At 59.9% G+C, this 25,890-nt stretch carries 21 protein-coding genes; 12 read left to right on the top strand and 9 right to left on the bottom strand.

Annotated features, from left to right (window positions below):
* Positions 1-203: 203 nt before the first annotated feature.
* Positions 204-812: a tRNA-(ms[2]io[6]A)-hydroxylase gene (locus tag AB4P92_RS27320; protein ID WP_042559626.1), complete on the bottom strand. Its 609-nt coding sequence runs from the start codon at positions 810-812 to the stop codon at positions 204-206.
* A gap of 159 nt (positions 813-971) precedes the next feature.
* Between AB4P92_RS27320 and AB4P92_RS27315 the strand changes: the two genes are divergently transcribed.
* Positions 972-1,835: a universal stress protein gene (locus tag AB4P92_RS27315; RefSeq protein WP_261737028.1), complete on the top strand. Its 864-nt coding sequence runs from the start codon at positions 972-974 to the stop codon at positions 1,833-1,835.
* Positions 1,836-1,922: 87 nt separating this feature from the next.
* Here AB4P92_RS27315 and AB4P92_RS27310 read toward each other — a convergent pair whose 3' ends face one another.
* The gene (locus tag AB4P92_RS27310; protein ID WP_047301825.1) at positions 1,923-2,393 is read right to left on the bottom strand and encodes a DUF1289 domain-containing protein; all 471 of its coding nucleotides are present in this window, start codon (positions 2,391-2,393) and stop codon (positions 1,923-1,925) included.
* Between the two features lie 470 nt (positions 2,394-2,863).
* Here AB4P92_RS27310 and acnB point away from each other — a divergent pair, with 470 nt between their 5' ends.
* Complete coding sequence (gene acnB, locus AB4P92_RS27305; RefSeq protein WP_042559629.1) at positions 2,864-5,473, top strand: bifunctional aconitate hydratase 2/2-methylisocitrate dehydratase; 2,610 nt, start codon at positions 2,864-2,866, stop codon at positions 5,471-5,473.
* Positions 5,474-5,873: 400 nt separating this feature from the next.
* Here the strand turns inward: acnB and AB4P92_RS27300 are convergent, their stop codons facing one another.
* Entirely contained in the window at positions 5,874-7,154 is a 1,281-nt protein-coding gene (locus AB4P92_RS27300) for an HAAAP family serine/threonine permease (RefSeq protein ID WP_047301827.1), read from the bottom strand.
* A gap of 254 nt (positions 7,155-7,408) precedes the next feature.
* Positions 7,409-7,579 (bottom strand): hypothetical protein, encoded by a 171-nt coding sequence (locus AB4P92_RS27295; RefSeq protein WP_196304163.1) that lies wholly within the window; start codon positions 7,577-7,579, stop codon positions 7,409-7,411.
* Positions 7,580-8,343: 764 nt separating this feature from the next.
* Between AB4P92_RS27295 and AB4P92_RS27290 the strand changes: the two genes are divergently transcribed.
* From AB4P92_RS27290 to AB4P92_RS27280, 3 genes are all read left to right on the top strand, one after another.
* Complete coding sequence (locus AB4P92_RS27290) at positions 8,344-9,312, top strand: 2-hydroxyacid dehydrogenase (protein ID WP_395598459.1); 969 nt, start codon at positions 8,344-8,346, stop codon at positions 9,310-9,312.
* Positions 9,313-9,475: 163 nt separating this feature from the next.
* Entirely contained in the window at positions 9,476-10,543 is a 1,068-nt protein-coding gene (locus AB4P92_RS27285) for a phosphotransferase family protein (RefSeq protein WP_261737029.1), read from the top strand.
* Positions 10,544-10,581: 38 nt separating this feature from the next.
* The gene (locus tag AB4P92_RS27280; protein WP_042559635.1) at positions 10,582-11,349 is read left to right on the top strand and encodes an SDR family oxidoreductase; all 768 of its coding nucleotides are present in this window, start codon (positions 10,582-10,584) and stop codon (positions 11,347-11,349) included.
* 770 nt (positions 11,350-12,119) lie between these two features.
* On the opposite strand, the gene AB4P92_RS27275 is transcribed toward AB4P92_RS27280, so the two are convergent.
* The 5 genes from AB4P92_RS27275 to AB4P92_RS27255 all read right to left on the bottom strand — a co-directional run bounded on the left by AB4P92_RS27275 (position 12,120) and on the right by AB4P92_RS27255 (position 17,699).
* Complete coding sequence (locus AB4P92_RS27275; RefSeq protein WP_047301839.1) at positions 12,120-12,377, bottom strand: DUF1652 domain-containing protein; 258 nt, start codon at positions 12,375-12,377, stop codon at positions 12,120-12,122.
* Positions 12,378-12,512: 135 nt separating this feature from the next.
* Positions 12,513-14,009: a helix-turn-helix transcriptional regulator gene (locus AB4P92_RS27270; protein WP_047301841.1), complete on the bottom strand. Its 1,497-nt coding sequence runs from the start codon at positions 14,007-14,009 to the stop codon at positions 12,513-12,515.
* A gap of 121 nt (positions 14,010-14,130) precedes the next feature.
* Positions 14,131-15,015 carry a LysR substrate-binding domain-containing protein gene (locus AB4P92_RS27265; RefSeq protein WP_261737031.1) on the bottom strand — a complete coding sequence of 295 codons (885 nt, stop codon included), beginning with the start codon at positions 15,013-15,015 and terminating at the stop codon, positions 14,131-14,133.
* A 6-nt stretch (positions 15,016-15,021) separates the two neighbouring features.
* Positions 15,022-17,235 carry a molybdopterin cofactor-binding domain-containing protein gene (locus tag AB4P92_RS27260; RefSeq protein WP_395598458.1) on the bottom strand — a complete coding sequence of 738 codons (2,214 nt, stop codon included), beginning with the start codon at positions 17,233-17,235 and terminating at the stop codon, positions 15,022-15,024.
* Complete coding sequence (locus tag AB4P92_RS27255) at positions 17,235-17,699, bottom strand: (2Fe-2S)-binding protein (RefSeq protein ID WP_042559642.1); 465 nt, start codon at positions 17,697-17,699, stop codon at positions 17,235-17,237. Before AB4P92_RS27255 ends, AB4P92_RS27260 begins: the two co-directional genes overlap by 1 nt.
* Before the next feature lie 118 nt (positions 17,700-17,817).
* Between AB4P92_RS27255 and AB4P92_RS27250 the strand changes: the two genes are divergently transcribed.
* The 7 genes from AB4P92_RS27250 to AB4P92_RS27220 all read left to right on the top strand — a co-directional run bounded on the left by AB4P92_RS27250 (position 17,818) and on the right by AB4P92_RS27220 (position 25,888).
* The gene (locus tag AB4P92_RS27250) at positions 17,818-18,708 is read left to right on the top strand and encodes a LysR substrate-binding domain-containing protein (RefSeq protein ID WP_042559643.1); all 891 of its coding nucleotides are present in this window, start codon (positions 17,818-17,820) and stop codon (positions 18,706-18,708) included.
* Between the two features lie 329 nt (positions 18,709-19,037).
* Positions 19,038-19,967, top strand: coding sequence for an amidohydrolase family protein (locus tag AB4P92_RS27245; RefSeq protein ID WP_042559644.1), 930 nt, complete (start codon positions 19,038-19,040; stop codon positions 19,965-19,967).
* 4 nt (positions 19,968-19,971) lie between these two features.
* A complete protein-coding gene (locus tag AB4P92_RS27240) occupies positions 19,972-20,877 on the top strand; it encodes an amidohydrolase family protein (RefSeq protein ID WP_034152486.1) in 906 nt (301 codons plus the stop codon).
* A gap of 242 nt (positions 20,878-21,119) precedes the next feature.
* Positions 21,120-22,505, top strand: coding sequence for a UbiD family decarboxylase (locus AB4P92_RS27235; RefSeq protein ID WP_395598457.1), 1,386 nt, complete (start codon positions 21,120-21,122; stop codon positions 22,503-22,505).
* A gap of 11 nt (positions 22,506-22,516) precedes the next feature.
* Positions 22,517-23,131 carry a UbiX family flavin prenyltransferase gene (locus tag AB4P92_RS27230; RefSeq protein WP_210623932.1) on the top strand — a complete coding sequence of 205 codons (615 nt, stop codon included), beginning with the start codon at positions 22,517-22,519 and terminating at the stop codon, positions 23,129-23,131.
* A 90-nt stretch (positions 23,132-23,221) separates the two neighbouring features.
* Complete coding sequence (locus AB4P92_RS27225) at positions 23,222-24,271, top strand: GTP-binding protein (protein ID WP_210623685.1); 1,050 nt, start codon at positions 23,222-23,224, stop codon at positions 24,269-24,271.
* Positions 24,272-24,520: 249 nt separating this feature from the next.
* Positions 24,521-25,888 carry a nucleobase:cation symporter-2 family protein gene (locus AB4P92_RS27220; protein ID WP_042559647.1) on the top strand — a complete coding sequence of 456 codons (1,368 nt, stop codon included), beginning with the start codon at positions 24,521-24,523 and terminating at the stop codon, positions 25,886-25,888.
* Positions 25,889-25,890: the final 2 nt, after the last annotated feature.

Raw genomic sequence — 25,890 nt, 5'->3', positions numbered from 1 at the left:
GGGCGGCATTATGGCGGCATTCAGGGGCAAGACGTTTATCGCGGGCAGCAAAAACCGGCCGCGGGGGCCGGTTTTCGGTGATGTTTCATACTCTTAAGAGTTTTTAACAGTTTCCCTGTAGGAGCTGCCGCAGGCTGCGATCTTTTGATTTTGGAAGCAAGATCAAAAGATCGCAGCCTTCGGCAGCTCCTACATAGACGGGTTCACACAGCGGCAGGCACGCCGCTGTGGAAGCGGAATTCCGTATCCGGCGATTCGATCAACTCCTGCTCGGCGGCGCGAACTCTTTCGACCACCTGCGCAACATCCTTCGCCTCACCATATTGATAAGCCAGTTTCAGATAACCCTGAAAATGCCGTGCCTCGCTTTTCAACAGACCAAAGTAGAACTTGCCGAGTTCTTCGTCCAAATGCGGCACCAGTGCTTCGAAACGCTCGCAACTGCGCGCTTCGATAAACGCGCCGACCACCAGGGTATCCACCAGCTTCACCGGCTCGTGGCTGCGCACCACTTTGCGCAGGCTCGAAGCGTAGCGGCCGGCGTGGAGCTGGCGCAGTTCGATCTTGCGGCGTTTCATCAGGCGCATGACTTGTTCGTGGTGCACCAGTTCTTCCCGGGCCAGACGCGACATCATGTTGATGAGGTCGACGTGGGAATGGTACTTGGCTATCAGGCTAAGCGCGGTGCTGGCAGCCTTGAACTCGCAGTTCTTGTGGTCAATCAGCAGGGTTTCCTGATCGGCCAGTGCGGCCTGGACCCAGGCGTCAGGGGTGCGGCAGCCAAGGAATTCGTGGATTTCGGGAAGGATCATGGGGCTCACGACAAAAGGTGTTCGAGCGAAGGGCGCCGATTATACCGGCCTGCGGACAGACCACCAGCGGCTGGCGTTGATATGCATCAAGTCGCAGGTGTTCAAGCAGCAACTATAGTTGTGCAACGCCGTGCCTTTTCTTTGTTGGAGACTCCGCTCATGCAAGCCATTCGCAGCATTCTGGTGGTCATCGAACCCGAACATTCGGAAAGCCTGGCGCTCAAGCGCGCCAAACTGATCGCTGGCGTGACCCAGGCCCATTTGCACCTGCTGGTGTGCGACAGGAAGCATGATCACGCCGGCATGCTCAGCGTGCTCAAAACCGCGCTGCTGGCGGACGGTTACAGCGTGACCACCGAACAGGCATGGAACGAGAGCCTGCACGAAACCATCATCGATGTGCAGCAAGCCGAAGGTTGCGGGCTGGTGATCAAACAGCATTTCCCCGACAGCTCGTTGAAAAAAGCGCTGCTGACACCCGCCGACTGGAAACTGCTGCGTCACTGCCCTACACCGGTGCTGCTGGTGAAAACCTCAACTTCGTGGAAGGACAAGGTGATTCTGGCAGCGATCGATGTAGGAAATACCGATGGGGAGCATCGGCATCTGCACACGACGATCATCGATCACGGCTATGACATTGCCAGCCTGGCCAAGGCGCATCTGCACGTGATCAGCGCCCACCCGTCACCGATGCTGTCGGCGGCCGACCCGACGTTGCAGCTCAGCGAAACCATCGCAGCGCGATATCGCGAGCAATGCCGGGCATTTCAAGCCGAGTTCGACATTGATGACGCGCACTTGCATATCGAGGAAGGTCCGGCGGATGTGTTGATTCCGTTTATGGCCCACAAGCTGCAAGCGGCGGTCACGGTGATTGGCACAGTGGCACGGACCGGGCTGTCAGGGGCATTGATCGGTAATACGGCCGAGGTGGTGCTGGATACGCTGGAGAGTGATGTGCTGGTGCTCAAGCCGCAAGAGGTTGAGGATCATCTGGTGGAGTTGGCGGTAAAACAATAAAGATCAAAAGATCAAAGCCTTCGGCAGCTCCTACAAGGGAATGCGTTCTACCTGTAGGAGCGGCCGAAGGCTGCGATCTTTTGGCTTTCAAGCGCCAAAGGCGTCTTTGAGAAATCCGGGGGCGATGTAGCGCTCATAGTGCGCTTCCGAAAGCAGGAAGAATTCCCGATCAATGGCATCGCGCAATTGCGGCAGACCCCAGTCGCGAAACTCCGGCAGCAACACCATGCCGTAGGCTTCCAGATTAATGATCACCCGCGCGCCACGGGCAATCAGTTGATACGCCCAGCAATATTCCGACTGATGCGGCACGAAGCGGATCTTGCGCTGCTCGAGCTGCTGACGCAGCCGCGCCGGGTCGAAAATCTCGACCTTGCTCGCCATCACCTGTGACAGCAACTGCTCCAGACGCAGCCACACCGCACGCTTTTCCTCCTCGCCGTAACCATTCCAATTGATCACTTCGTGATGGAAACGCTTGCAGCCACGGCACACCAGATCACCGTAAACAGTGGAGCAGAGGCCGACGCAGGGGGTCTTGATGGTCTGATTGGGCATATAAGGTAGGCAAAGGCACTGAAACGCGGAACAGGTCGGCATGTTAGCCCTTTGTCAGGCATTGATCACCCCTCAAACGTCAGGGGCAAGCACCGGCCCGGTATTTGGCCCGCCCGCGCACAACGCCACCAAAGTCCAATAGAGCCCGACTTACCTTTAAATTTTTTTTGCCGTAGAATCAGCCAGCCTTTTAAGGCGCAAATGTCCGTTAGAAGCTGTTTTCAAAGCGTCACGAGCACAGTCGTTCCTTCAGAGCGGTGTTGGCGACGGGTTTTTCCAGCGGGGAAAAGCCCAACGCCAACCCTCATCAGCTCCCCCTCTGCAGGCGTAAAACTTTGAAAGCAGCTTCTGTAAGGAATGGTCGGTAATTCTGGCTAAGTGGCCCACAACGCCACGCAGCGCATGAGTACGAGCATTTCGCGACGAGCGTCCCGGACACCCATTTGGGACCACTGATGAGGGTAATAACTGTGCTTGAAGCCTACCGCAAACATATCGAAGAGCGCGCAGCACTGGGTATCGTTCCCCAGCCGCTTAACGCCGAACAAACAGCCGGCCTGGTCGAGCTGTTGAAGAATCCTCCGGCTGGCGAAGAAGCTTTTCTCGTTGACCTGATCACCAATCGCATTCCACCAGGTGTGGACGAAGCTGCCTATGTAAAGGCCGGTTTCCTGTCTGCTCTGGCCAAGGGCGAAGTCTCCTCCCCTCTGCTGGACAAGAAGCGCGCTGTAGAACTGCTCGGCACCATGCAGGGCGGCTACAACATCGTGACCCTGGTTGACCTGCTGGACGACGCCGAGCTGGCGCCAGTCGCTGCCGCACAACTCAAGCACACCCTGCTGATGTTCGACGCGTTCCACGACGTGGCCGAAAAAGCCAAGAACGGCAACGTTCACGCCAAAGCCGTGCTGCAATCCTGGGCTGACGGTGAGTGGTTCAAGAACCGCCCGACCCTGGCCGACAAGATCAGCCTGCGCGTGTTCAAGGTAACCGGCGAAACCAACACCGACGACTTGTCCCCGGCTCCAGATGCCTGGTCGCGTCCAGACATCCCGCTGCACGCCCTGGCCATGCTGAAAATGGCTCGCGACGGCATCGTTCCTGATCAGCAGGGCGCCATCGGCCCGATGAAGCAGATCGAAGAAATGCGCGGTCAAGGCTTCCCGATCGCCTACGTCGGTGACGTGGTCGGTACCGGTTCGTCGCGTAAATCGGCAACCAACTCGGTACTGTGGTTCTTCGGCGACGACGTTCCTTACGTGCCGAACAAGCGCGCTGGCGGTTTCTGCTTCGGCAGCAAAATCGCTCCGATCTTCTACAACACCATGGAAGATGCCGGCGCACTGCCAATCGAATTCGACGTTTCCAACATGCACATGGGCGACGTGATCGACCTGTATCCGCATGCTGGCAAAGTCTGCAAACACGGCACCGACGAAGTCCTGACCACCTTCGAAATGAAGACTCCGGTGCTGTTGGACGAAGTTCGCGCTGGCGGCCGTATCCCGCTGATCATCGGCCGTGGCCTGACCGAGAAGGCTCGCGCCGAACTGGGTCTGCCACCGTTCGATCTGTTCAAGAAGCCGGATGCTCCAATTGAAAGCACCAAGGGTTTCACCCTGGCGCAGAAAATGGTCGGCAAGGCTTGCGGTCTGGCAGAAGGCAAAGGCGTTCGTCCTGGCACCTACTGCGAACCGAAGATGACCACCGTAGGTTCTCAGGACACCACCGGTCCAATGACCCGTGACGAACTGAAAGACCTGGCGTGCCTGGGCTTCTCCGCTGATCTGGTGATGCAGTCTTTCTGCCACACCGCGGCTTATCCAAAGCCGATCGACGTGACCACCCACCACACCCTGCCTGACTTCATCATGACCCGCGGCGGCGTTTCCCTGCGTCCGGGCGACGGCATCATCCACTCGTGGCTGAACCGCATGCTGCTGCCGGACACCGTCGGTACCGGTGGTGACTCGCACACCCGTTTCCCGATGGGCATCTCGTTCCCGGCCGGTTCCGGTCTGGTCGCGTTCGCCGCTGCCACCGGCGTCATGCCGCTGGACATGCCGGAATCGATCCTGGTGCGCTTCAAAGGCAAAATGAAACCTGGCATCACCCTGCGTGACCTGGTTCATGCCATTCCTTACTTCGCTATCCAGAACGGTCTGCTGACCGTCGAGAAGAAAGGCAAGAAAAACGCCTTCTCCGGCCGCATTCTGGAAATCGAAGGCCTGGAAGGTCTGACGCTGGAACAGGCTTTCGAGCTGTCCGACGCCTCGGCCGAACGTTCGGCTGCCGGTTGCACCATCAAGCTGTCGAAAGAGTCGATCACCGAGTACCTGAACTCCAACATCACCCTGCTGCGCTGGATGATCGGCGAAGGCTACGGCGATGCACGTACTCTGGAACGCCGCGCACAAGCGATGGAAGCCTGGGTTGCCAACCCTGAGCTGATGGAAGCCGATGCTGACGCCGAATACGCCGAAATCATCGAAATCGACCTGGCCGACATCAGCGAGCCTGTGCTCTGCGCACCAAACGATCCGGACGACGCCCGTCTGCTGTCCAGCGTTGCTGGCGAGAAGATCGACGAAGTGTTCATCGGTTCGTGCATGACCAACATTGGTCACTTCCGCGCTGCCGGTAAACTGCTGGATCAGGTCAAGGGTCAGCTGCCAACCCGTCTGTGGCTGTCGCCGCCGACCAAGATGGACGCTCACCAACTGACCGAAGAAGGCTACTACGGCATCTACGGCAAGGCTGGCGCGCGCATGGAAATGCCAGGCTGCTCGCTGTGCATGGGTAACCAGGCACGCGTTGAGCCGAACAGCACCGTGGTCTCCACGTCGACCCGTAACTTCCCGAACCGTCTGGGCGACGGCGCTAACGTCTACCTGGCCTCGGCCGAGCTGGCGTCGGTTGCTTCGATCCTGGGTCGCCTGCCGACCGTCGAGGAGTACATGGAATACGCTGGCAAGATCGACAGCATGGCGGCCGATATCTACCGTTACCTGTCCTTCGACCAGATCGCCGAGTTCCGTGAAGCTGCTGCGAACGCCAACATCCCGGTCGTTCAAGCCTAACGTTACAACGCCATGAAAAAACGCCGCCCATCGCGAGATGAGCGGCGTTTTTTTATGCCTGCAGAAGAGTCGCCGCATGCTCCGGCCTCATCGCTGGCAAGCCAGCTCCCACAGTGTTCTGTGTGATGCCCACCAATGCGCAAACACCCGCAATCCCTGTGGGAGCTGGCTTGCCAGCGATGGCAGCGTGTCAGCCACCATCATTTTTGAATGAGCCACCGCTATCGCGAGCAGGCTCACTCCTACAATGTTTTGCGTGACACCCACCATCGTGCAAACACTGAAATCCCTGTGGGAGCTGGCTTGCCAGCGATAGCGGTGTGTCAGGTACCATCGTCTTTCCAGACGAAAAAAAACCGCTACACACATCGTGTGCAGCGGCTTTTCTGTGGATCTTGCTTTACATCGTCAGTTTGTAAACCACCGCCGAAATCGCCACAAGACCTACCACGGTGACGAACACGTTGGACGCTTGACCACGAAAGCGTGCCATCGCCGGCACTTTGCGGATTGCATACATCGGCATCAGGAACAGGATCGCCGCGATAACCGGGCCACCGATGGTCTCGATCATGCCGAGGATGCTCGGATTCAACGTCGCCACGATCCAGCACACCACCAGCATGAAAGCCGCCACGATGCGATCCAGCGCCTTGGCGCCGGGACGCTTGCCGCTCTTGATGATCAGACCTTTCAGGCCTTCACTGGCACCGATGTAGTGACCGAGGAACGACTTGGAAATCGCCACGAACGCAATCAGCGGTGCCACGAACTCGATGGTCGGGTTGCTGAAGTGGTTGGCCAGGTACGACAGGATCGACAGGTTCTGGTCCTTCGCTTCAGCCAGTTGAGCTGGCGACAGTGTCAGCACGCAGCTGAACACGAAGAACAGCACCATCACCACCATCAGCAGGTGCGCACGGCAGAGAATTTGCGAGCTGCGCTCATCGGCGTGGGTGCCGTAACGGCGCTTTTGATCGACCGCGAACGCCGAGATGATCGGCGAGTGGTTGAACGAGAACACAATCACCGGAATCGCCAGCCACAGCGTGTGCAGCAGCTCCGACGGCGCGGGAACTTGCGACACGGTGGTGAGGATGCCGCCGTTCCAGTGCGGAATCAGGTACACCGCGAGGAACAGCAGCGCGACGATGAACGGATAGACCAGCAAGCTCATCGCCTTGACGATCGCCTGTTCGCCACAACGCACCACAGCCAGCAAACCAAGGATAAGCACGAACGACAGGAGCGCGCGCGGCGGCGGCGTGATGTGCAGTTGATGTTCGAGGAAACTGGCGACCGTGTTGGTCAGGCCGACGCTGTAGATCAGCAGGATCGGGAAGATGGCAAGGAAATACAGCAGTGTGATCAGCGCGCCGGCCTTGATGCCGAAATGCTCTTCGACCACGTCAGTGATGTCGGCGCCTTCGCGACCGGACAGCACAAACCGGGTCAGACCGCGGTGTGCGTAGAACGTCATGGGGAAGGCCAACAGCGAGAGGATCACCAGCGGCCAGAAGCCACCGATCCCTGCGTTGATCGGCAAGTACAGGGTGCCGGCGCCGATGGCCGTCCCGAACAGTCCCAACATCCAGGTGGTGTCCTGGCGATTCCAGCTCGAAAGTTCAGCGGGTGCTGCTGCATCAAAGCGTTGATCAACGCTTTTGGCCTGATCATTCATCCGGTCGGATCTCCGCATTCCGGTCACTTGCCACTCGGTCAGGACGCGTCGGAAAAAACCGACAGACATGCTCCGGCCGAAACAGGGGCGCGATTCTCCGTGATAAATGAGCAGAAGCAAAGACTTAGCTGAGGAATGGTTGTGCGGAGCAGATGAGAAGGGTGTCGTTTTTGGGAAATTAGCTGTCGGCGCTGGGTATGTGCAGTGTCGTTTTCTGGCAAGCTCCAGCACCGATTGTGATCGGAAAAACCAGATCAGATTGATCGAGCCAAGAGGAATCCAAGTGACATGCAAAAAATGCCGAACCCCAGCATCCCCCAAATTGGATACATATCGTCCTTGTCTTTGATACGCATCTTCTCGACCCACTCATCGTGCTCTCGATCTAACTGTTCAATCATGGCCTTGCGGTCAAATGTACTCATGTTCATTTCCTTTTTGAGTCATGGTCTGACTGTTGTGAAGCGCGAACACTCAAAGCTTGAAAAAAACGCCTGCCACTGCAGTGATTGCGGTCACGACTCCACCCAATACTGCGAGTGGATACAAATTCGTCTCCCTCTCTAATTTTTTTGCTTCCGCTAGTAGCTTTTGTCTCTCGGCCGCGAGTTTCCGTGTTTCATTCATTAGCCTTTGGAGTTCCATATATTCGCGATCTTCATGAAGCATGCGCCGTCCTTGGCTATTGGCACTGACTGCCCGAGCTACTTTGTGCCCTATGATTTCCTATTCATCCCTTCCCAGATAGCAGATGAATCCGGCGATTTCGTAGGCAAAATCCGCGAGTTGGGTAGGCTGGCTCATACAGAGTCGCAGTGGAAACCGCGGCGGCACCCAGTTATCGAGCAATTGATTGGCCGCCGGCTCAGCCAAAGCCTGGTCGCACAGAACGTCACCCCAAACACCGGATCCTTTCAATCCAGCCCACAGGGTCTAGCGTGAATGAGTCCCCTGCCCCATGGGCCTGCCCACGCCCCTCGTTCGCCTCGACATCAGACAAAACCCCGATCCCGCTTTTCGCTGAGTTATTGCCCCGCACCGGCCTTCTGACGAAGTGCCCGCGCGCTCCCAGTTTCAGCTCCTACACTGGCTGAAACGGGGCAGCGCTCAGTCATTGCCAATCCGCTCAGGAATCAGCATTCTGCTACGACTTCGCGACTGAACCGCCATTGTTCAAAGGAGCCGCGCAATGCCCGCCACCGTTCTGGTACTGGTTGAAACCATCAATGACTACCTGCCGATTCTCGAGCACCAGGGCTTTCATCTGATCCTCGCTCCCACGCCGGCCGAACGTGCGCAAGCCATTGCCACCCACGGCACGCGGATCGATGCAGTGCTGACCCGTGGTCCGTTAGGTCTGACCGCCGATGAAATTGCCGCGCTGCCGGCGTTGAAAATCATCACGGTGATCGGTGCCGGTTACGAACAGGTCGACCTGCAAGCCGCCAGTGATCGCGGGATTACCGTGACCAACGGCGCCGGGGTCAACGCCTCGTCGGTGGCTGATCATGCGATGGCGATGCTGCTGGCGTTGGTGCGCGATATTCCGCGCTGCGATGCCGCTGTGCGTCGGGGTGAATGGCCGAAGATCATGCGTCCATCCCTGTCTGGCAAACGGCTGGGGATTCTTGGCTTGGGTGCAGTGGGTCTGGCGATCGCCAAACGTGCCAGCCTTGGGTTCGACATGCAGATCAGCTATCACAGCCGTCAGGTGCGCAGCGAGGTGCCTTACGCGTTTTGCTCAACCCCGAACGAACTGGCGCGGGCGTCCGATTTCCTCATCGTCGCCACGCCGGGCGGGATCGGCACGCAGCATCTGGTAACCCGTCCCGTGCTCGACGCGCTGGGCCCTAAAGGTTTTATCGTCAATATCGCCCGGGCCAGTGTGATCGCCACGGCGGATCTGATCACCGCCCTTGAACAACGGCGCATTGCCGGCGCCGCGCTGGATGTGTTCGACCATGAACCGCAAGTACCGGATGCGTTGAAAGCCCTGAGCAACGTGCTACTAACCCCGCACGTCGCCGGTCTGTCACCGGAAGCCACCCAAGGCACCGTGGAGCTGGTGGGGAAAAACCTTGTGGCATTCTTCTCCGGGCAACCGGTGCTGACGCCGATTCAGTTGCCGCCAAAAATCAACAATCAACGCGTGCACTAGAGGATCACGCGCCGCCATTTACCCACCCCGCCCTGCACATTCCCACAGGTGATTATCGGGCAACACGCTAACCTATAAGACCGCAGCGCGCTTGTGGACGTCCCGGCGCGCCATTAGATTAGCCAATGATGTCTGGCCTCCAAAATAAGCAGAAGGGATAAGCATGGCGCTTACTGACCAGTCCACCCGTATCCGCTCTGGCGAAGAACTCGATGCCAGCCTGATTGATCCGTACCTCAAGGCACACATTCCGGGCCTGAGCGGCTCCCCGGCGATCAGCCAGTTTCCCGGTGGTGCGTCGAACCTGACTTATCTCCTGGAATACCCGCAGCAGGAGTTCGTCTTGCGCCGGCCGCCGTTCGGCCACAAGGCCAAATCCGCCCACGACATGGGCCGCGAATTCCGCATTCTCAATCAGTTGCGCGACGGCTTCCCGTATTGCCCCAAAGCCTATGTGCACTGCACCGACGAATCGGTGATCGGCGCAGAGTTCTACGTGATGGAGCGGGTCAACGGAATTATCCTGCGCTCGGAACTGCCGCCGGAGCTGGGCCTCGATTCGGCGAAAACCGAAGCGCTGTGCAAGGGCTTTATCGACCGCTTCGTCGAACTGCACCAGGTCGACTACAACGCTTGCGGCCTGGGCGATCTGGGCAAACCCGAAGGCTACGTGGCCCGCCAGATCAAAGGCTGGAGCGAACGCTACGAAAAAGCCCTGACCCCGGACGCGCCTCACTGGGAAGCGGTCAAAGCCTGGCTCAACGAGAAGATGCCAGCCGATCACCCGACCTCAAGCATCGTCCATAACGACTATCGCTTCGACAACGTCATCCTCGACCCGCATAACCCGATGCAGATCATCGGCGTACTTGACTGGGAACTGACCACCCTGGGCGATCCGCTGATGGATCTGGGCAACACCCTCGCCTACTGGATCGAAGCCGACGACCCGGCGCCAGTGCAACTGATGCGCCGCCAGCCGAGCCACGCACCGGGCATGCTGACCCGCCGCGAATTCGTCGACTACTACGCCGAGCGTTCGGGCATCCAGATCGACAACTTCGACTTCTACTACACCTACGGCCTGTTCCGCCTGGCCGGCATCGTGCAGCAGATTTACTACCGCTTCTACCATGGCCAGACCCAGGACAAACGCTTCGCGCAGTTCATTCACATGAACAAACTGCTGGAGCAGATGAGCTTGCAGGTCATCCAGAAATCAAGCCTCTGATCCAGGCCCTCCAACAAGAATTTTCACAAGGGAATCCCATGTCCAAGACTCAGTTGTTCGACCTCGACGGCAAGATCGCTTTCGTCTCCGGCGCCAGCCGTGGCATTGGTGAAGCCATCGCCAAACTGCTGGCCCAGCAAGGCGCCCACGTAATTGTCTCGAGCCGCAAACTCGACGGCTGCCAACATGTCGCCGACGCGATCATCGCCGCTGGCGGCAAAGCCACTGCGGTTGCCTGCCACATCGGGGAAATGGAGCAGATCAGCCAGGTGTTCGCCGGGATCAAGGAACAGTTCGGCCGCCTGGATATTCTGGTCAACAACGCCGCGACCAACCCGCAGTTCTGCAATGTGCTGGACACCGATCTCGGCGCTTTCCAGAAGACCGTCGATGTGAACATTCGCGGCTACTTCTTCATGTCCGTGGAAGCGGGCAAGCTTATGCGCGAAAACGGCGGTGGCAGCATCATCAACGTCGCGTCGATCAACGGTATTTCGCCGGGCGTGTTCCAGGGCATCTATTCGGTGACCAAAGCGGCGGTGATCAACATGACCAAGGTCTTCGCCAAGGAATGCGCGCAATTCGGTATCCGCTGCAACGCCCTGCTGCCGGGTCTGACCGACACCAAATTCGCCTCGGCACTGGTGAAAAACGATGCGATTCTCAAGCAAGCATTGACGCAGATCCCGCTCAAGCGCGTGGCGGATCCGAGTGAAATGGCGGGGGCGGTGTTGTATCTGGCGAGCGATGCGTCGAGCTACACCACAGGGGTTTCGCTGAACGTGGATGGTGGTTTCCTGTCCTGATACTCCGTTGTGATCCCTGATCCCTGTAGGAGCTGCCGAAGGCTGCGATCTCTTGATCTTTAAAAGCAAGATCAAAAGATCGCAGCCTTCGGCAGCTCCTACAAGGTTAGGGGTTAGCCCGCGATTTTGGGCAACTGCCAGCCAAAGTGCACCGACAGCAACAGCACAACCCGAGACTTGCGCCCCGCCGGTGTTATTGAGTGACACAACGGGTAGTAGTGATATGTCGAGTCACCTGCTCGTCGACATAAGCATCCCCCGCCACCTCAGTGGTCTCGATGACCTGACAAGTACGTTCCGGCGGTGGAGGTGGCGCTACAGGTGGAGGCGGCGGCGGACTGGCACAACCGGCCAACAACGCCACGCAAAAAGCCAGTGACGACGGCAAACACACGCGTTTCCCAAGACTGTTCATAGGACGACCCGCGATAAAGGGGAGACAAACTTCCGCGAGCAAAACGCCCACGGAAAACCTGACCACTCATTCTTTATAGACGAGACCTTCGCGAGCGCCAGTAAACCGCAGGTGTGCGGGGCCATTGGCTGTCGATTTTGCGTTGGGATTCGAGAGCGCAAGACTTAAATCTCCGGTCGCCAGTCAGGCCGCCATCGCTGGCAAGCCAGCTCCCACACGGTCGGCATACACCTGAAAGAAATGGCTCGGTTGGCAAGCTGACTGCCACAGTTTTGAATTGCATGCGCCCAGCCAGACACAGGCCGGCCGTCAGGCCGCCATCGCTGACAACCCAGCCCCACACCCAAGCAAATGCCTAGGCCAGATCAGTATCCCGAGAAGAGCGCAAAGAATTACTCTCCAACTCATACCGCAATTCATCGATCAAAGCCGCCACCGACTCAGGCGTACGCAAGGCATTGAGCTTCAAGCCACTGATCACCAGATCGACCTGCCCCGACACCGGGTGATAAAGCTTTACCGTCAGCGAATGATCGCCATCCACCGAACACTCACACGCCAGCGGCGCAAAACTGTGCTCAAGCTGGGCGCGCAACTGCGCAAGATTGATCATTGAGGCCGTTCCTTAATCTGTATCGAAGGGACGCGATCCCAAGCCGAAAAGGCTTGTACCGCACTCCAACAGACTAAAAAAAGAGTCCTCGCCCCAACACATCAATTTGCACCCTGCCCACTAGTGCATTTGCACCTAACGTTGCCCCTTGGTGCGCCACTCACCGGAAAACAGCCCGCGCTCCCGCGCCCACACAATCGCCTCGCTGCGGCTATGCACATCGAGCTTGGAATACACCGTCGCCACATGATTGCGCACAGTGTTCGGCGCCAGTTTCAAGCGCGCCGCAATCTCCTTGTCTGCCAGGCCTTCGCAGATCAGGCCAAGCACATCACGTTCCCGTGCCGTCAGATCGGTGAACGACACGCTCGGCAGTTGCGGTGAATTGATCTTCTTCACATTCGCCAGTTTTTCGATCAGCGTACGACTGAACCAGGAGGCGTCTTTCATCACCTCCTCAATCGCAGACACCAGTTCAAGCTCGGTACGTTTGCGCTCGGTGATGTCCATCAGCACCAGCAAGTAGCAAGGCACGTCGTGAATGTTGACGGTATCGGCAGACACCGCGCATTCCAGCAGATCGGCATCCCTTTTGCGCACGCGCAAATCCACCCGGTCAACCCGACCGCTTTTTGCCAACGCCGTCAGCAGCCGGTTCCGGGCGCCATCGTCGTCGATGAAGTCCAGTTGCGTCACGGTTTTGCCCAACACGTCATCGCTGGTATAGGCCAGGGAATCGAGGAAAGCCTGATTGACGTCCATGATCTGCTGATCGTCGGCCGTGCAAATCAGAATCGGCACCGGGGTCAGTCGAAAAGCCGTGGCGAAGCGTTCCTCGCTCTGGCGCAGCGCCACCTCAGCCCGGCGGCGCAGTTCCACGTCAACGAAGGAAAACAGCATGCATTGCTCATCGTTGAGCAACAGGGGTTGCCCGGCGACAATCACTTGCTTGCTGCTGCCATCGGGCAGGCGCAACTCGGCCTGCATCTGCGGAATGGTCGCCACGTCGCGCAGGCGCTGGATGGCCAGATCTCTTTTCTCGGCCTGCTCGAAAATGTCTATTTCATAGGCCGAAGTACCGATCACTTGGTCGCGGGTATAGCCAGTCATCTCCAGAAACCCCGGATTGACCTTGATGTAACGCAAGTCGCTGAGACGGCAGATCACCGCCGGCGCCGGGTTGGCGTTGAAGGTTTTTTCGAAACGCAGCTCTGCGTTGGCCCAATCGGTGACGTCGCTCATGATCAGCACCAGCGACTCTGGCTGCCCTTCGCGGTCGGTCAGCACCATGCTGCGCACGCTATGAACCCAGACGCGTTCCGGATCATCTACCGTGAACACCTCGATCAATACGTCACTGAAGACTTCGCAACGCGCAACGCGGCTGATCGGATAGTTTTCGGGCGGCACCATATGGTTATTGCGATAGCGCAGGCTGAAGCGCTTGGCGTACTCGTCGGCATTCGCGCCCAACTCGCCGATCCGGCTGACGCCGTGCATGGCCAGCGCCGCTTCGTTGGCCCAGAGGATGCTCTGATCGAGCTCAAGCAAAATCACACCGTCGGACAGCCCGGCGATGATCTGCTGCAACTGACGACGATTGGTTTCGCGGGTCAGGACTTCCTGGCTCATTGGATCTCCACAAGTGATACGCCCATGTGAAGGTTACGACCGCGCGGCACCGAGATCGTGCGCCGCGACGTTGCGCTACGCACACCCCCCGTATTCGCACGACAGACACCCCTGTAGGAGTTTAGGGGTTTTCGCGCAATTCACGCAGGGTATCGAGAAACAGCTTGAGCACCGGCGAAGCATCGTCCGCGCGATACGTGACGTACAACGGCACTTCCGGCAACGCCGGGGTCAGGTTTCGGAACACCAGGCCCGCCGGCGCCAACTGTTCGATGGACGCTGGCAACAGCGCCACGCCAAAACCCGCACGTACCAGGCTGAGCAGGGTCTGCACCTCGATCACCTGCTGGCGGATCTGCGGCGTGAAGCCGGCCTGAATGCAGCACTGGTAGAGGAAGTTGGCAAACCGTGACTGCTTCAACTCCAGCGCCACAAACGGCTCCAGCGCCAGATCCGCCGGGGCCAACACGTCGCGACCAGCCAACGGATGATCCGCTGGCATCACCACATGGATCGGCTCGTAAATCAGCAATTCATTGCGCAATTGCGAGTCATCATAGCCCACGCGGAACACGCAGGCGTCGATGCGTTTCTCCTTCAACGCCTTGACCTGCGCCGCCGGGGTCATTTCATGCAAACGCCAGGTGACCTGCGGATAGCGCTCGCGAAACAGATGCAGCGCTTTGGGCAGCACGCCGACCATCACCGAGCTGATCATGCCGATTTCCAGTTCACCGAGCTGCCCGCGCCCGGTTTGCCGGGTCAGGTCCAGGGCGCGTTCAAGCTGTTCGAATACCAGCGGCGCCTGCTCCTTGAGCATCTGCCCCGCTGCGGTCAGCTCGACGCGATGATGACTGCGCTCGAACAGCGGCGTGCCGAGTTCCTCTTCCAGCAGACGAATCTGTTGGCTCAACGGCGGCTGACAGATGTGCAGCCGCTCGGCGGCACGGCCGAAATGCAGCTCATCGGCAAGGGCCATGAAATACCGCAGCAGACGCAGATCCATGGCCGTTTACCCCACACTCAGCGGTGTCGAGCGCTGACGCACGCCGGTCAGCGCGAACAGCGCATTGGCGATGGCCGGCACCACGGACGGGCTGCCCAGTTCACCAACGCCGCCGGGTTTACTCGGCTCGCCGTCCAGCACAACGATGTCAGTGGCCGGCATGTCGGACATGCGCGCCACGCGATAGTCGTGGAAGTTGCTCTGCACCACCCTGCCCTGTTTGATATCGAGCTTGTCAAACAACGCATGGCCCAGGCCCCACATCAGGCCGCCGTAGATCTGCTCCTCGACTCCGCCCGGCGACACGGCCAAACCACAATCGACCACGCAGGTGAGTTTTTCGACCCGGGCCTTGCCATCGACGGTCGCGACCCGCGCCACCACTGCGATAAAACTGGTGTAACCCTGATTGGTCGCGATCCCCAGCGCCGTGCCCGGCGGCAATGGTTGGCCCCATCCGGCGCGCTCGGCGGCCTGCTTGAGCACCGCTACATGACGCGGTCGCTCCTGCATATTGGCCAGGCGGAAAGCCAGCGGATCGGCACCCGCCGCGTGGGCCAGTTCGTCCATGAAGCTTTCCACGGCGAACACGTTGGGAATGAAACTCACCGAGCGATACCAACCGCTGGGCACGTTGCTTTCATGCCTGACCCAATTCAGTTGCAGATGCGGCGGACGGTAGGCGAAGTCCCACGCGGTGATGGCTTCGGTGGTGCTGTAATCCATGTGATCCGGGCGCTGGAAGTAACCTGGCTCCCACTGCTCGGGCGAAGCCGGCGATACGGCATGCAATTGCAGTGCGGTGAGTTTCCCCTGAGCGTCCAGTGCACCTTTGATCCGGTTCAGCGTTGCCGGGTGATAGAAGAGCGCGTGCATTTCGTCTTCGCGGCTGTTGAGCAGCTTCACCGGTACACCGGTTTTCTGCGCCAGATAGGCCACTTCGAACAACCAGTATTTGGCCTCCCGCGCACCGAAACTACCGCCGGAAACCAACTCATGGATGGTGACGCTGGCCTTGTCGATCCCACACACGGTTTGCGCCGCTTCCAGCGCCGAGGACGGCACCTGCACGCCGCCCCAATAGGTGATTGCCTTGTCTTTAACGTGTGCCGTGATGCAGATCGGTTCCAGGGGGTTTTGCACCTTGTAGGGCATGGTGTAATCGGCTTCGAGCAGCTTCGCTGCGCCCGCCCATTGCCCGGCGACATCACCTTGAGTCATGGCATTGACGGTTTGCGCTTGCGGATCACCGATGGCTTTGGCCTGGGCGCTGAACAACTGGTCGCTGTCGAACCCGGCCAGCGTCGAATCGCTCCACCGGATGTCCAGTAGCTTGCGCCCCTCCTGCGCCGCCCAGTACGTATCGGCCAACACCGCGACACCTTCCAGATTGCCGCCCAGCACATCGGGCCGCCCGGGAATCGCGATCACTTTGCGCACGCCGGGCACCCGTAACGCTGCTGCCGAGCCCACGCTGACCACTTTCGCGCCCACCACCGGCGCACGCTGGATCACCGCCACCAGCATTCCCGGCAATTGCACGTCGATGCTGTACCTGAACTGCCCGCAGACCTTGGCTGCCGCGTCGCGTTTATGCCGTAGTTTGCCGATGTATTTGAACTGCGATGGATCCTTCAGCGTGACCTTGTCGGGTGCCGGCAGATGCGCCGCCACGCCGACAAGTTCGCCGTAACCCAGGCTGCGTTTGCTCGAGGGGTGCACCACCCGACCTTGTTCGGTGGAGCAACTCTTGGGGCTGACTTTCCACTGTTTGGCCGCTGCCGTGATCAACAACGCCCGCGCCGTGGCACCGGCCATACGCAAGCGGTCGTACTCCAGCGAAACGCTGGTGCTGCCGCCCGTGGAGAAGACTTTCCAGATCGGATGAATGTAGGTTTCGAAGAACGGATCTTCCGGGGTGATCACCTGCACGGTCATAGGATTGACATCGAGTTCCTCGGCCACACACGCGGCCAGCGCGGTATGCGTACCGGTGCCGGAATCGTGCTTGTGCACCACCAGTTTCACCGTGCCGTCGGGCAGCACGCGCACCCAGGCATTGGGTTCGAATTCGCTGGCCGGTGCCGGGGCCTTCGGGTCAGTCGCCGCCATCCCGCTCGGCAGATACAAGGCAATCGCCAAACCGGAAGCGACCGTGACCGCTTGTTTGAGAAACACCCGGCGCGGAAGCTCGGCACAGCTATCATCGAGAAGGCTCATCAAGCCTCCTTCGGCGTATTCGCCGCGCGTTTGATGGCTTTGTTGATACGCCCGTAGGTGCCGCAGCGGCAGATGTTGCCGGACATGGCATTGCGGATCGAATCATCAGTCACTGCCGCACCGGTGCTGAGCAACGCAGCCGCCGACATGATCTGCCCCGATTGACAGTAGCCGCATTGCGGCACATCTTCGGCGACCCAGGCCAGTTGCAACGGATGGTTTTGCGTCGGCGACAAGCCTTCGATGGTGGTGATGCTGTGGCCCGCGACGGCGGCCAGCGGCAACTGGCAGGAACGCACGGCTACACCGTCCAGATGCACGGTGCAGGCACCGCACAGGCCCATGCCACAACCGAATTTGGTGCCGGTGAGTTTCAACTGATCACGCAAGACCCATAACAAGGGCATGGAGGGGGACGCTTCATCCAGCTCGCGTCGTTCGCCGTTAACCGTGAATGTAATCATTGTCAGGCTCCAAGAGAGCGGCCCGTCTTTGTGCGGGCCTGGTCACCGATTATTGGAAGCCACGGCAATCTGCGGCCAGCGACGATTTCTGCCAACCGGTGTAAGCAGGACTAACAACATGTACAAGCGATACCCGTCGGTGCAGTCCATGAGCGCGTTTATTCACGCGGCGCGCAGCGGCAGTTTTTCCAGCGCGGCGCGCAAACTCGACCTGACCCACAGCGCCATCAGCCAGCAGATACGTGCGCTGGAGGACTTCATCGGCCAGCCGTTGTTCGTGCGTGAAGGTGGCGGCAGCAACCTGACGGACGCCGGGCAGTTGTTTGCCAGCGTGTTGTCGGACGGGCTGGCGCAGATTGATCGGGCGTTGTCCTCGGTAAAAAACCGCAGCGTGGCGCAACGCCTGACGCTGGATGTCGACAGTGAACTGGCGCAGAGCTGGCTCAATCCACGCCTGCCGCAGTTGCTCGATGGCCTGCCGGATTACGAGGTGACGCTGCTGTCGATGCCGCGCAGTGATCGCAGCACGTTTGAGCGGGTCGATCTGGCGTTGCGTTACGGATATGGCGATTGGGACGACTGTGAGATGACGCAAATCTGTGGCGACCGGGTGATGGCGGTGGCCTCGCCTGAGTTGCTGGAACGGCATGGATTGCAGTTGCCATTGAGTCCGGCGCAAGTGCTCGAGTTACCGTTGCTGGGGTATACGCGGCGCTCGTGGATTCCTTGGCTGGATGCTGCCGGGATGACACCGACCGAACCCACGGCACGGGTGATTTTTGATAACGCGGCGAATCTGATTGCCGCTGCCGAGGCTGGCGTCGGCGCAGGACTGGTGCGTGGATTACTGGCCGCCGATGCCTTGCGCAGCGGACGGTTGGTGACGTTGAACGAGGCGCAGATTGCGGCGCATTACAACCTGTATGCCGTGTGGCCGCAGGGCCAGGCTGAGCGCGTGGCGCCGGTGGTTGAGGTGATCAAGCAGTTGGCCCAGCGAACACAATCCTGACGCCATCGCTGGCAAGCCAGCTCCCACAGTTTCTGTGTTGCGACGCAGATCGGATTAACACCTCGATCATTGTGGGAGCTGGCTTGCCAGCGATGAGGCCAGTCCCATCACCGCAAAACCATATCGAACGCATATCACCACCGCTCCCAATTAATATTGTACGAACCCCTCCCCCCTTTCCAATACTCGCCCTCAGCAGCCACCCACCCGGGCCGGATGCGACCAGGCGAGGGAATGCGTGCACGTTGCGCATAGAAATGGCCGATTGCCCGGGACGTGGATGCCGAGAGCCGCAAGGCTCCTTCCCCGCTATCAGGAGATCGACTTCAATGATCATCGATATCAGTTGCTATCCCACCGATCTGGTGGACCTCGCCTGGAGGCATGACGGTGACCCGTTCACCGGCGAGCGTCTGCTGGAGATGATGGATGGCCCCTACATGGTCAACGGTAAGCCTCGCCGCATCGACAAAGCCTTCATCCAGCCGCCGCAAGGCAACACGATTTACACCTGGACCGACGGCGACCTGACCGGCCGTGAATCCATCGACGCCTACATGGCCTACACCCTGAAAATGGTCCAGACCTACCCGGACCGGTTCATCGGCTGCTTCGTCTACAACCCGCGCTGCGGCGTGGAAAACGGCGTCGAGGCGATCGAGCGCTACGTCAAGGAGCACGGCTTCAAGATGGTCCAGATGCAGGCCAACATGCACGCCTATCGTCCGGACCGTGCGCTGGACTGGGTGCGTCCCTGCTTCGAGAAATGCGCCGAGCTGGGCATCCCGGTCAAGCTGCACACCGGCGACGGGCCGTACAGCATCCCGTCCGAATGGGTGCCGATGATCAAGGAGTTTCCCAACGTCGATTTCATCATGGCCCACTTCGGCGTGCAGACCGGCGGCGTCTACGTGTTCGAGCCGATGCAATGGGCGATGGAATTGCCCAACGTCTACTGCGAATCGGGCTGGTGCCTGCAATCGCGGATCGTCGAATTCGCCAAGGTCCTGCCGACGCACAAAATCCTCTTCGGCACCGACACCCCGCCGAATGAACCGGGCATGTGGCTGCGTCTGCTCGAAGTGCTGTGTCATGAGCCGCCGCAGGGCCTCAACCTCGACGAAGACACCCTCGAAGAGTACCTGGGCAACAACACCGCGCGGATGATCGGCCTTGAGCCAACCCCGCCACCGCGTTCCGTTTCCGAAGCAGAGGCGCAACTCAAGCGCCCCGTCACCACTCAACTGGCCAGGAGCTGAACCGATGATCATCGACACCCATCTGCACCCCACCAACCTGGTCGACGAGGCCTGGCGCCACACCGGCGAACCGTTCACTGGCGAGCGCATGCTCAAGTTGATGGACGGCCCGTACATGATCAACGGCAAACCACGCCGCATCGACATGGGTTTCATCCAGCCGCCACCGGGCAACACCGGTTATCGCGACGGCAACCGCCGTGGCCGTGAGGGCGTGCGCGACTACATGTCGTACATCGCCGAACTGTGCATGAAGTACCCGGATCGCTTCATCGGCAACTTCAACTTCAACCCGCGCTGGGGGCCGGAAAACGGTGCGGCGGAGCTGGAATTCCATATCAAGGAATACGGCTTCAAGATGCTCAAGCTGCACGCCAACATGCACGGCTATCGCCCGGACCGCGCGCTGGACTGGCTGCGTCCGGCGATGAAGGTCTGCGCCAAATACAACATCGTGGTGCTGATCCACACAGGCGATGGCCCGTACACGATTCCAACAATGTTTTACCCGATCATCCGCGAGTTCCCGATGGTCAATTTCATCATCGGCCACTTCGGTATCCAAACCGGCGGCAACTACTCGTTCGAAGCGTTCTGGATGGCGATGGACACGCCGAACGTGTACTGCGAATCGGGCTGGTGCTTCCAGTCACGGATCGTCGAGTTCGCCAAGGAGCTGCCACGCAACAAGATTGTCTTTGGCACTGACTCACCGCCGAACGAACCGGGCATGTGGCTGCGTGAGCTGGAGGTGTTGTGCTCGCCAGCGCCGCAGGGTCTGGGGATCGACGAGGATCATCTGGAAGACTACCTGGGCAACAACATTGCCCGCTTGTGCGGCATCGAACCGACGCCACCGCCGAAAGATCTGGTCGAGGCCGACATACGCCTGACCACCACGTACCTCTAGCTGCACAAAACCCATTGTGGGAGCGAGCCTGCTCGCGAAAGCGGTGGATCAGTCGCCATCAACATTGAATGCAAAACCGCATTCGCGAGCAGGCTCGCTCCCACAGGGGCCAGTGTTACGACCGACACACAGCGACTTTACAGGCACGAAGATGACCAGGCGTTCGCTCGACCGGCAGGCCAACGGCTTGTCGATCGAACGCCCTCTCACCCCTGCGTGCCTGCTTTTTACGAGGTGAAACCATGACCCGTTCGACGCTCGGCGATTCTCAGGATTTTCACGTATTCATCGATGCCTATCGCCGCGAGTACCCGGACGATGTGCTGACCATCACCCATCCGATTTCTGCCGATCAGGACGTCACTGCCCTGGTCGATGCCCTCGCCGCCCAAGGCCGCGATCCACTGCTGATCTGCGAGAACGTCGGCAACCTTGGCGTGCCGGTCGCGACCAACCTGTTCGCCTCCCGCACCCGCATCGCCCGGTTGTTCGGCGTACCCCCTGCGCAACTGCACGAAAGCTTCCAGACCCGCGCCAACCAGCCAGTCCCGCCGCGCTATGTAGAAACCGGTCCGATCCTCGATGAAGTCTTCGAAGGCGAAACGCTGGATCTGGCATTGCTGCCGATGCTCAAGCATTTCGACAGTGATCGCGGGCCGTACATCACCAACGCGATCATCATCGCCGAAGACCCGGTGACCGGCATCGCCAACATGAGCTACCACCGTTCGATGCGTCACGCCCGTCAGGCCCTCGCCACCAGTCTGCATTCACGCGGGCACCTGTGGCGGATGCTGCAAACCGCTCGCGAACGTGGCGAAGAACTGCGCGTGGCGATGGTGGTCGGCGCGCATCCATTGTTCATGCTCGCCGCTGCTGCGCGCCTGCCCTATGGCAGTGACGAACGTGCGGTGGCCGGCGGCTTGTTTGGCGCACCGCTGGAGCTGGTGAAAACCCCGCGCTATGGCATTGGTGTTCCGGCGTATGCCGAGTTTGTGCTGGAAGGCGCCATCGATCCGGCGGCCTACGCCGAGGAAGGCCCGTTCGGCGAATTCAGTGGTTACTCCTCGGATCGCTCGACCAACAATGTGCTGCGCGTCGACACCTTGCTGCGGCGCAAGGACGCCTGGCTGGTCGATGTAATGGGCGGCCGCTATGCCGAGCATCTGACGCTTGCGCGCCTGCCGCGGGAAGCGGAAATGAGCGAGAAGCTCAAGGCACGTTTCCCCGCCGTCACCGCCGTGCACTACCCGAACTCCGGCACGCATTTTCATTGCTACGTGGCACTGGATCAGAGCCGCGACGGCGAGGCGCGGCAGATCATGCTGGCCCTGCTCGGCTGGGACCCGTATCTGAAAACCGTGATCGCGGTGGACAGTGATATCGACATCAGCGACGACAGCCAGGTGCTATGGGCGCTAGCCACGCACTTCCAGCCGCATCTGGATATTTTCACCATCGACGGCTTGCCCGGCAGTCCGCTCGACCCGTCGTCCTCTGTCAATGGCACTACCTCGCGGATGGGGCTGGATGCAACGCGCGGTTCCGGGTTCGACGGGATCAAGGCGCAGCTCGATCAGGGCGTACTTGAACGCGCGCGGCAACTGCTCAAGGAGCTGGAATCGTGATTCGGCAACGGATGGTGGTCGGCATCAGCGGCGCGTCCGGCTTCATCTACGGCGTGCGCCTGCTGCAATTGCTCGGCGAACTGGACATCGAAAGCCACCTGATTATCAGCCGCGCCGCGTTACTGACCATGGCCCACGAAACCGACTACAAACTCGCCGACATCATCGCCCTGGCCAGCCACTACCACCGCGCCGATGACGTCGCCGCCGGGATCGCCAGCGGTTCATTCCGCTGCCTGGGCATGGTGGTTGCGCCGTGCTCGATGAGGACGCTGGCAGAGATTGCCACCGGCGCGTCATCCGGGCTGATCGGCCGTGCCGCCGACGTCACCCTCAAGGAACGCCGCACGCTGGTGCTGATGGCCCGCGAAACCCCGCTGACCCTCGCGCACCTGCGCAACATGACTGCCGTCACCGAGATGGGCGCCATCATCGCCCCGCCGGTGCCGGCCTTCTATGCCCGCCCCGATAACCTCGCGCAAATGGTCGACCACAGCCTTGGCCGGGTACTCGACCTGTTCGGCCTCGATGCGGGCACCGCCACACGCTGGAGAGAACCCCCCGGCCCCTGTGGGAGCTGGCTTGCCAGCGATAGCAATAGGTCAGTCGGCATCACCGGTGAATGACACACCGCCATCGCTGGCAGGCCAGCTCCCACAGAAAGCGTCATCACTCATTTCATCGTGCACCGGTCTATCAATACCAAGGAGCTCTCAATGAACACCCCATTCAACGCCCCAACCCCGAACACCAAAATCCCCGTGACCATCCTCACCGGGTTCCTCGGTGCCGGTAAAACCACCCTGCTCAATTACATCCTCAAGGAAAACCACGGCCGCAAGATCGCCGTGATCGAAAACGAGTTTGGCGAAGTCGGTATCGACGGCGACCTGGTGCTGAGTTCGGAAACCGAAGAAATCTACGAGATGGTCAATGGCTGCGTGTGCTGCACCGCCGAGGTTCGCGAGGACCTGGTGCGCATCGTCCGCGAGTTGGTGGCGCGCCCGGTGCGGCTCGACCACATCCTGATCGAGACCAGCGGTCTGGCCGATCCGTACCCTGTGGCGCAGAGCTTTTTCATCAACGACCCGATTGCCGATGAAGTCGAACTCGACGCGATCGTGACCATGGTCGACGCCAAGCACATCGCCCAGCATCTGGAAGATCTGCAACTGGACGGCGTCGACAATCAGGCGGTCGATCAGATTGTCTGTGCCGACCGCATCGTCATCAACAAGGTCGACCTGGTCAGCGCTGAAGAAGTCGAAGCCTTGCGCGGCAAGATCCGTGGCTTGAATGCCACGGCGGATCTGGTGACCTCCACCCACGCGCAAATCGACCTGACGAAGATCCTCGGCATCGGCGCTTTCGAATGCACGCAAAAACTCATGGAAATCGGCGCTGAACAGCATGACCACCACGAACATGCCCATGAGCACTCTATCGAAGAGCTGGATCACCAACATGACCCGAGCGTGTCGTCGGTGGGCATCGCCGTCGACGGCGCGGTCGATCTGATGGCGTTCCACCGCTGGATCAGCGAACTGCGCTCATCCCAGGCCGACAACCTGTACCGCATGAAAGGCGTGCTGGCGGTGGCTAACGAAGACCAACGCTACGTACTGCAAGGCGTGCACAGCCTGGTGGAATTCCGGGCGTCGACCGCGTGGGGCACGGAGCCCCGCTCAAGCAAGATCGTGTTCATCGGCCGCGACCTGGATCGTGCGGCCCTGAACCAGGGCTTCGCCGCCTGCCTGGCAGGCTGAACAAGGCATCGGAGCCGGTGGATGGCGGCTTCGCAGCACGAATGACTGATGCCGATCAGCGAAACGCTGCAAAACCTGTGGGAGCGAGCCTGCTCGCGAATGCGGTGGGCCATTGAACTGTGATGTCAACTGACACAACGCTTTCGCGAGCAGGCTCGCTCCCACAAGGGAATTTCAGTGTTCCCGGATCCAAAGGCATCAGACGAATACCCCTCTCTACCGCATAAAAACAGCCAGAGGTGTTTCCCCATGTCGTCAGCCACATCCCCATCGCAAAGCGCTTCCACCGTCCATCCCGTCGACCAGATTCTGCCGGTGCGACAGATGCTCACACTCGGCCTGCAACACATGGCCGTCTCGTACATCGGCGCCATCGCCGTGCCGTTGATTGTCGCCAGTGCCCTGAAAATGTCCCACGCCGAAACAGTGGCGCTGATCAGCACCACGCTGTTCTGTTCCGGTATCGCGACCCTGCTGCAAACCGTCGGTTTCTGGAAATTCGGCGTGCGCTTGCCGATCCTGCAAGGCGTCGCGTTCAGCAGCGTTGGCCCGGTGATCGCCATCGGCAGTAACCCCGATGTGGGCTTTGCCGGCGTCTGCGGGGCGGTGATCGGTGCCGGGATTTTCACCATGCTGATCGCGCCCTTCGTAGGTCGATTGCGGCGATTTTTCCCGCCGGTGGTAACCGGCTGCATCGTCACGGTGATCGGTTTGCAGCTGTTCCCGATCGCCTATGAATGGGTCGGCGGCGGGCGCAATGCGAGCAACTTTGGCGCGCCGGCCTTCCTCGGCGTGGCGGTGGTGGTATTGCTGACGATTCTGCTGGTCAACCGCTATGGCAGCCCGCTGATGCGCAACATGGCGGTGCTGGTGGGCATGCTGGTGGGCGCCGGTCTGGCCTACGGTTTGGGCATGGGCAGTTTTCATAGCGTCGAAGAAGCGCCGTGGCTGACCGTGCCCTATCCGTTCTACTTCGGTCTGCCCACGTTCAGCCTGATCCCCATAGCCACCATGGTGGTGGTGATGATCGTGCAGATGGTCGAGTCAATGGGGCTGTTCGTGGCCATCGGCGACATCGTCGAAAAACCGGTCGAAGACAAACAGGTCATCAACGGCCTGCGCGCCAACGGTCTGGCCAGCACCATCGCCGGGATGTTCGCCGCGTTCCCGTTTATTGCCTTCATGGAAAACGTCGGTCTGGTGATCCTGACCGGCGTGCGCAGCCGTTGGGTGGTCGCGGTCAGCGGTTTGCTGATGTGCTCGATTGCCTTGGTGCCCAAGGCCGGGGCGATCATCGCGTCGATGCCGACTGCCGCACTCGGCGGTGCCGGTATCGCCATGTTCGGCGTGGTCGCGGCGGCGGGGATTCAGACCCTGGCCAAGGTCGACTACGAGCGCAATCGCTACAACGTGCTGATCGTTGGTTTCACCCTCGCCGCGGCGCTGGTGCCGGTGCTCGCGCCAACCCTGTTCAAACAATTACCCGAGTGGTCGCAGCCGTTCCTGCACAGCAGCGTGGTCATCGCCTGCCTGGTGTCGGTGCTGCTCAACGCCGCGCTGAATGGCGTCAGCGTGCCGCAAACCACCGCCGCCAAATCCGCCTCGCACATCCTTTGACT

It is taken from the genome of Pseudomonas sp. A0308 (assembly GCF_044218815.1).
Taxonomy (GTDB): domain Bacteria; phylum Pseudomonadota; class Gammaproteobacteria; order Pseudomonadales; family Pseudomonadaceae; genus Aquipseudomonas; species Aquipseudomonas iridis.
This window is presented reverse-complemented; position numbering and strand designations above follow the sequence as displayed.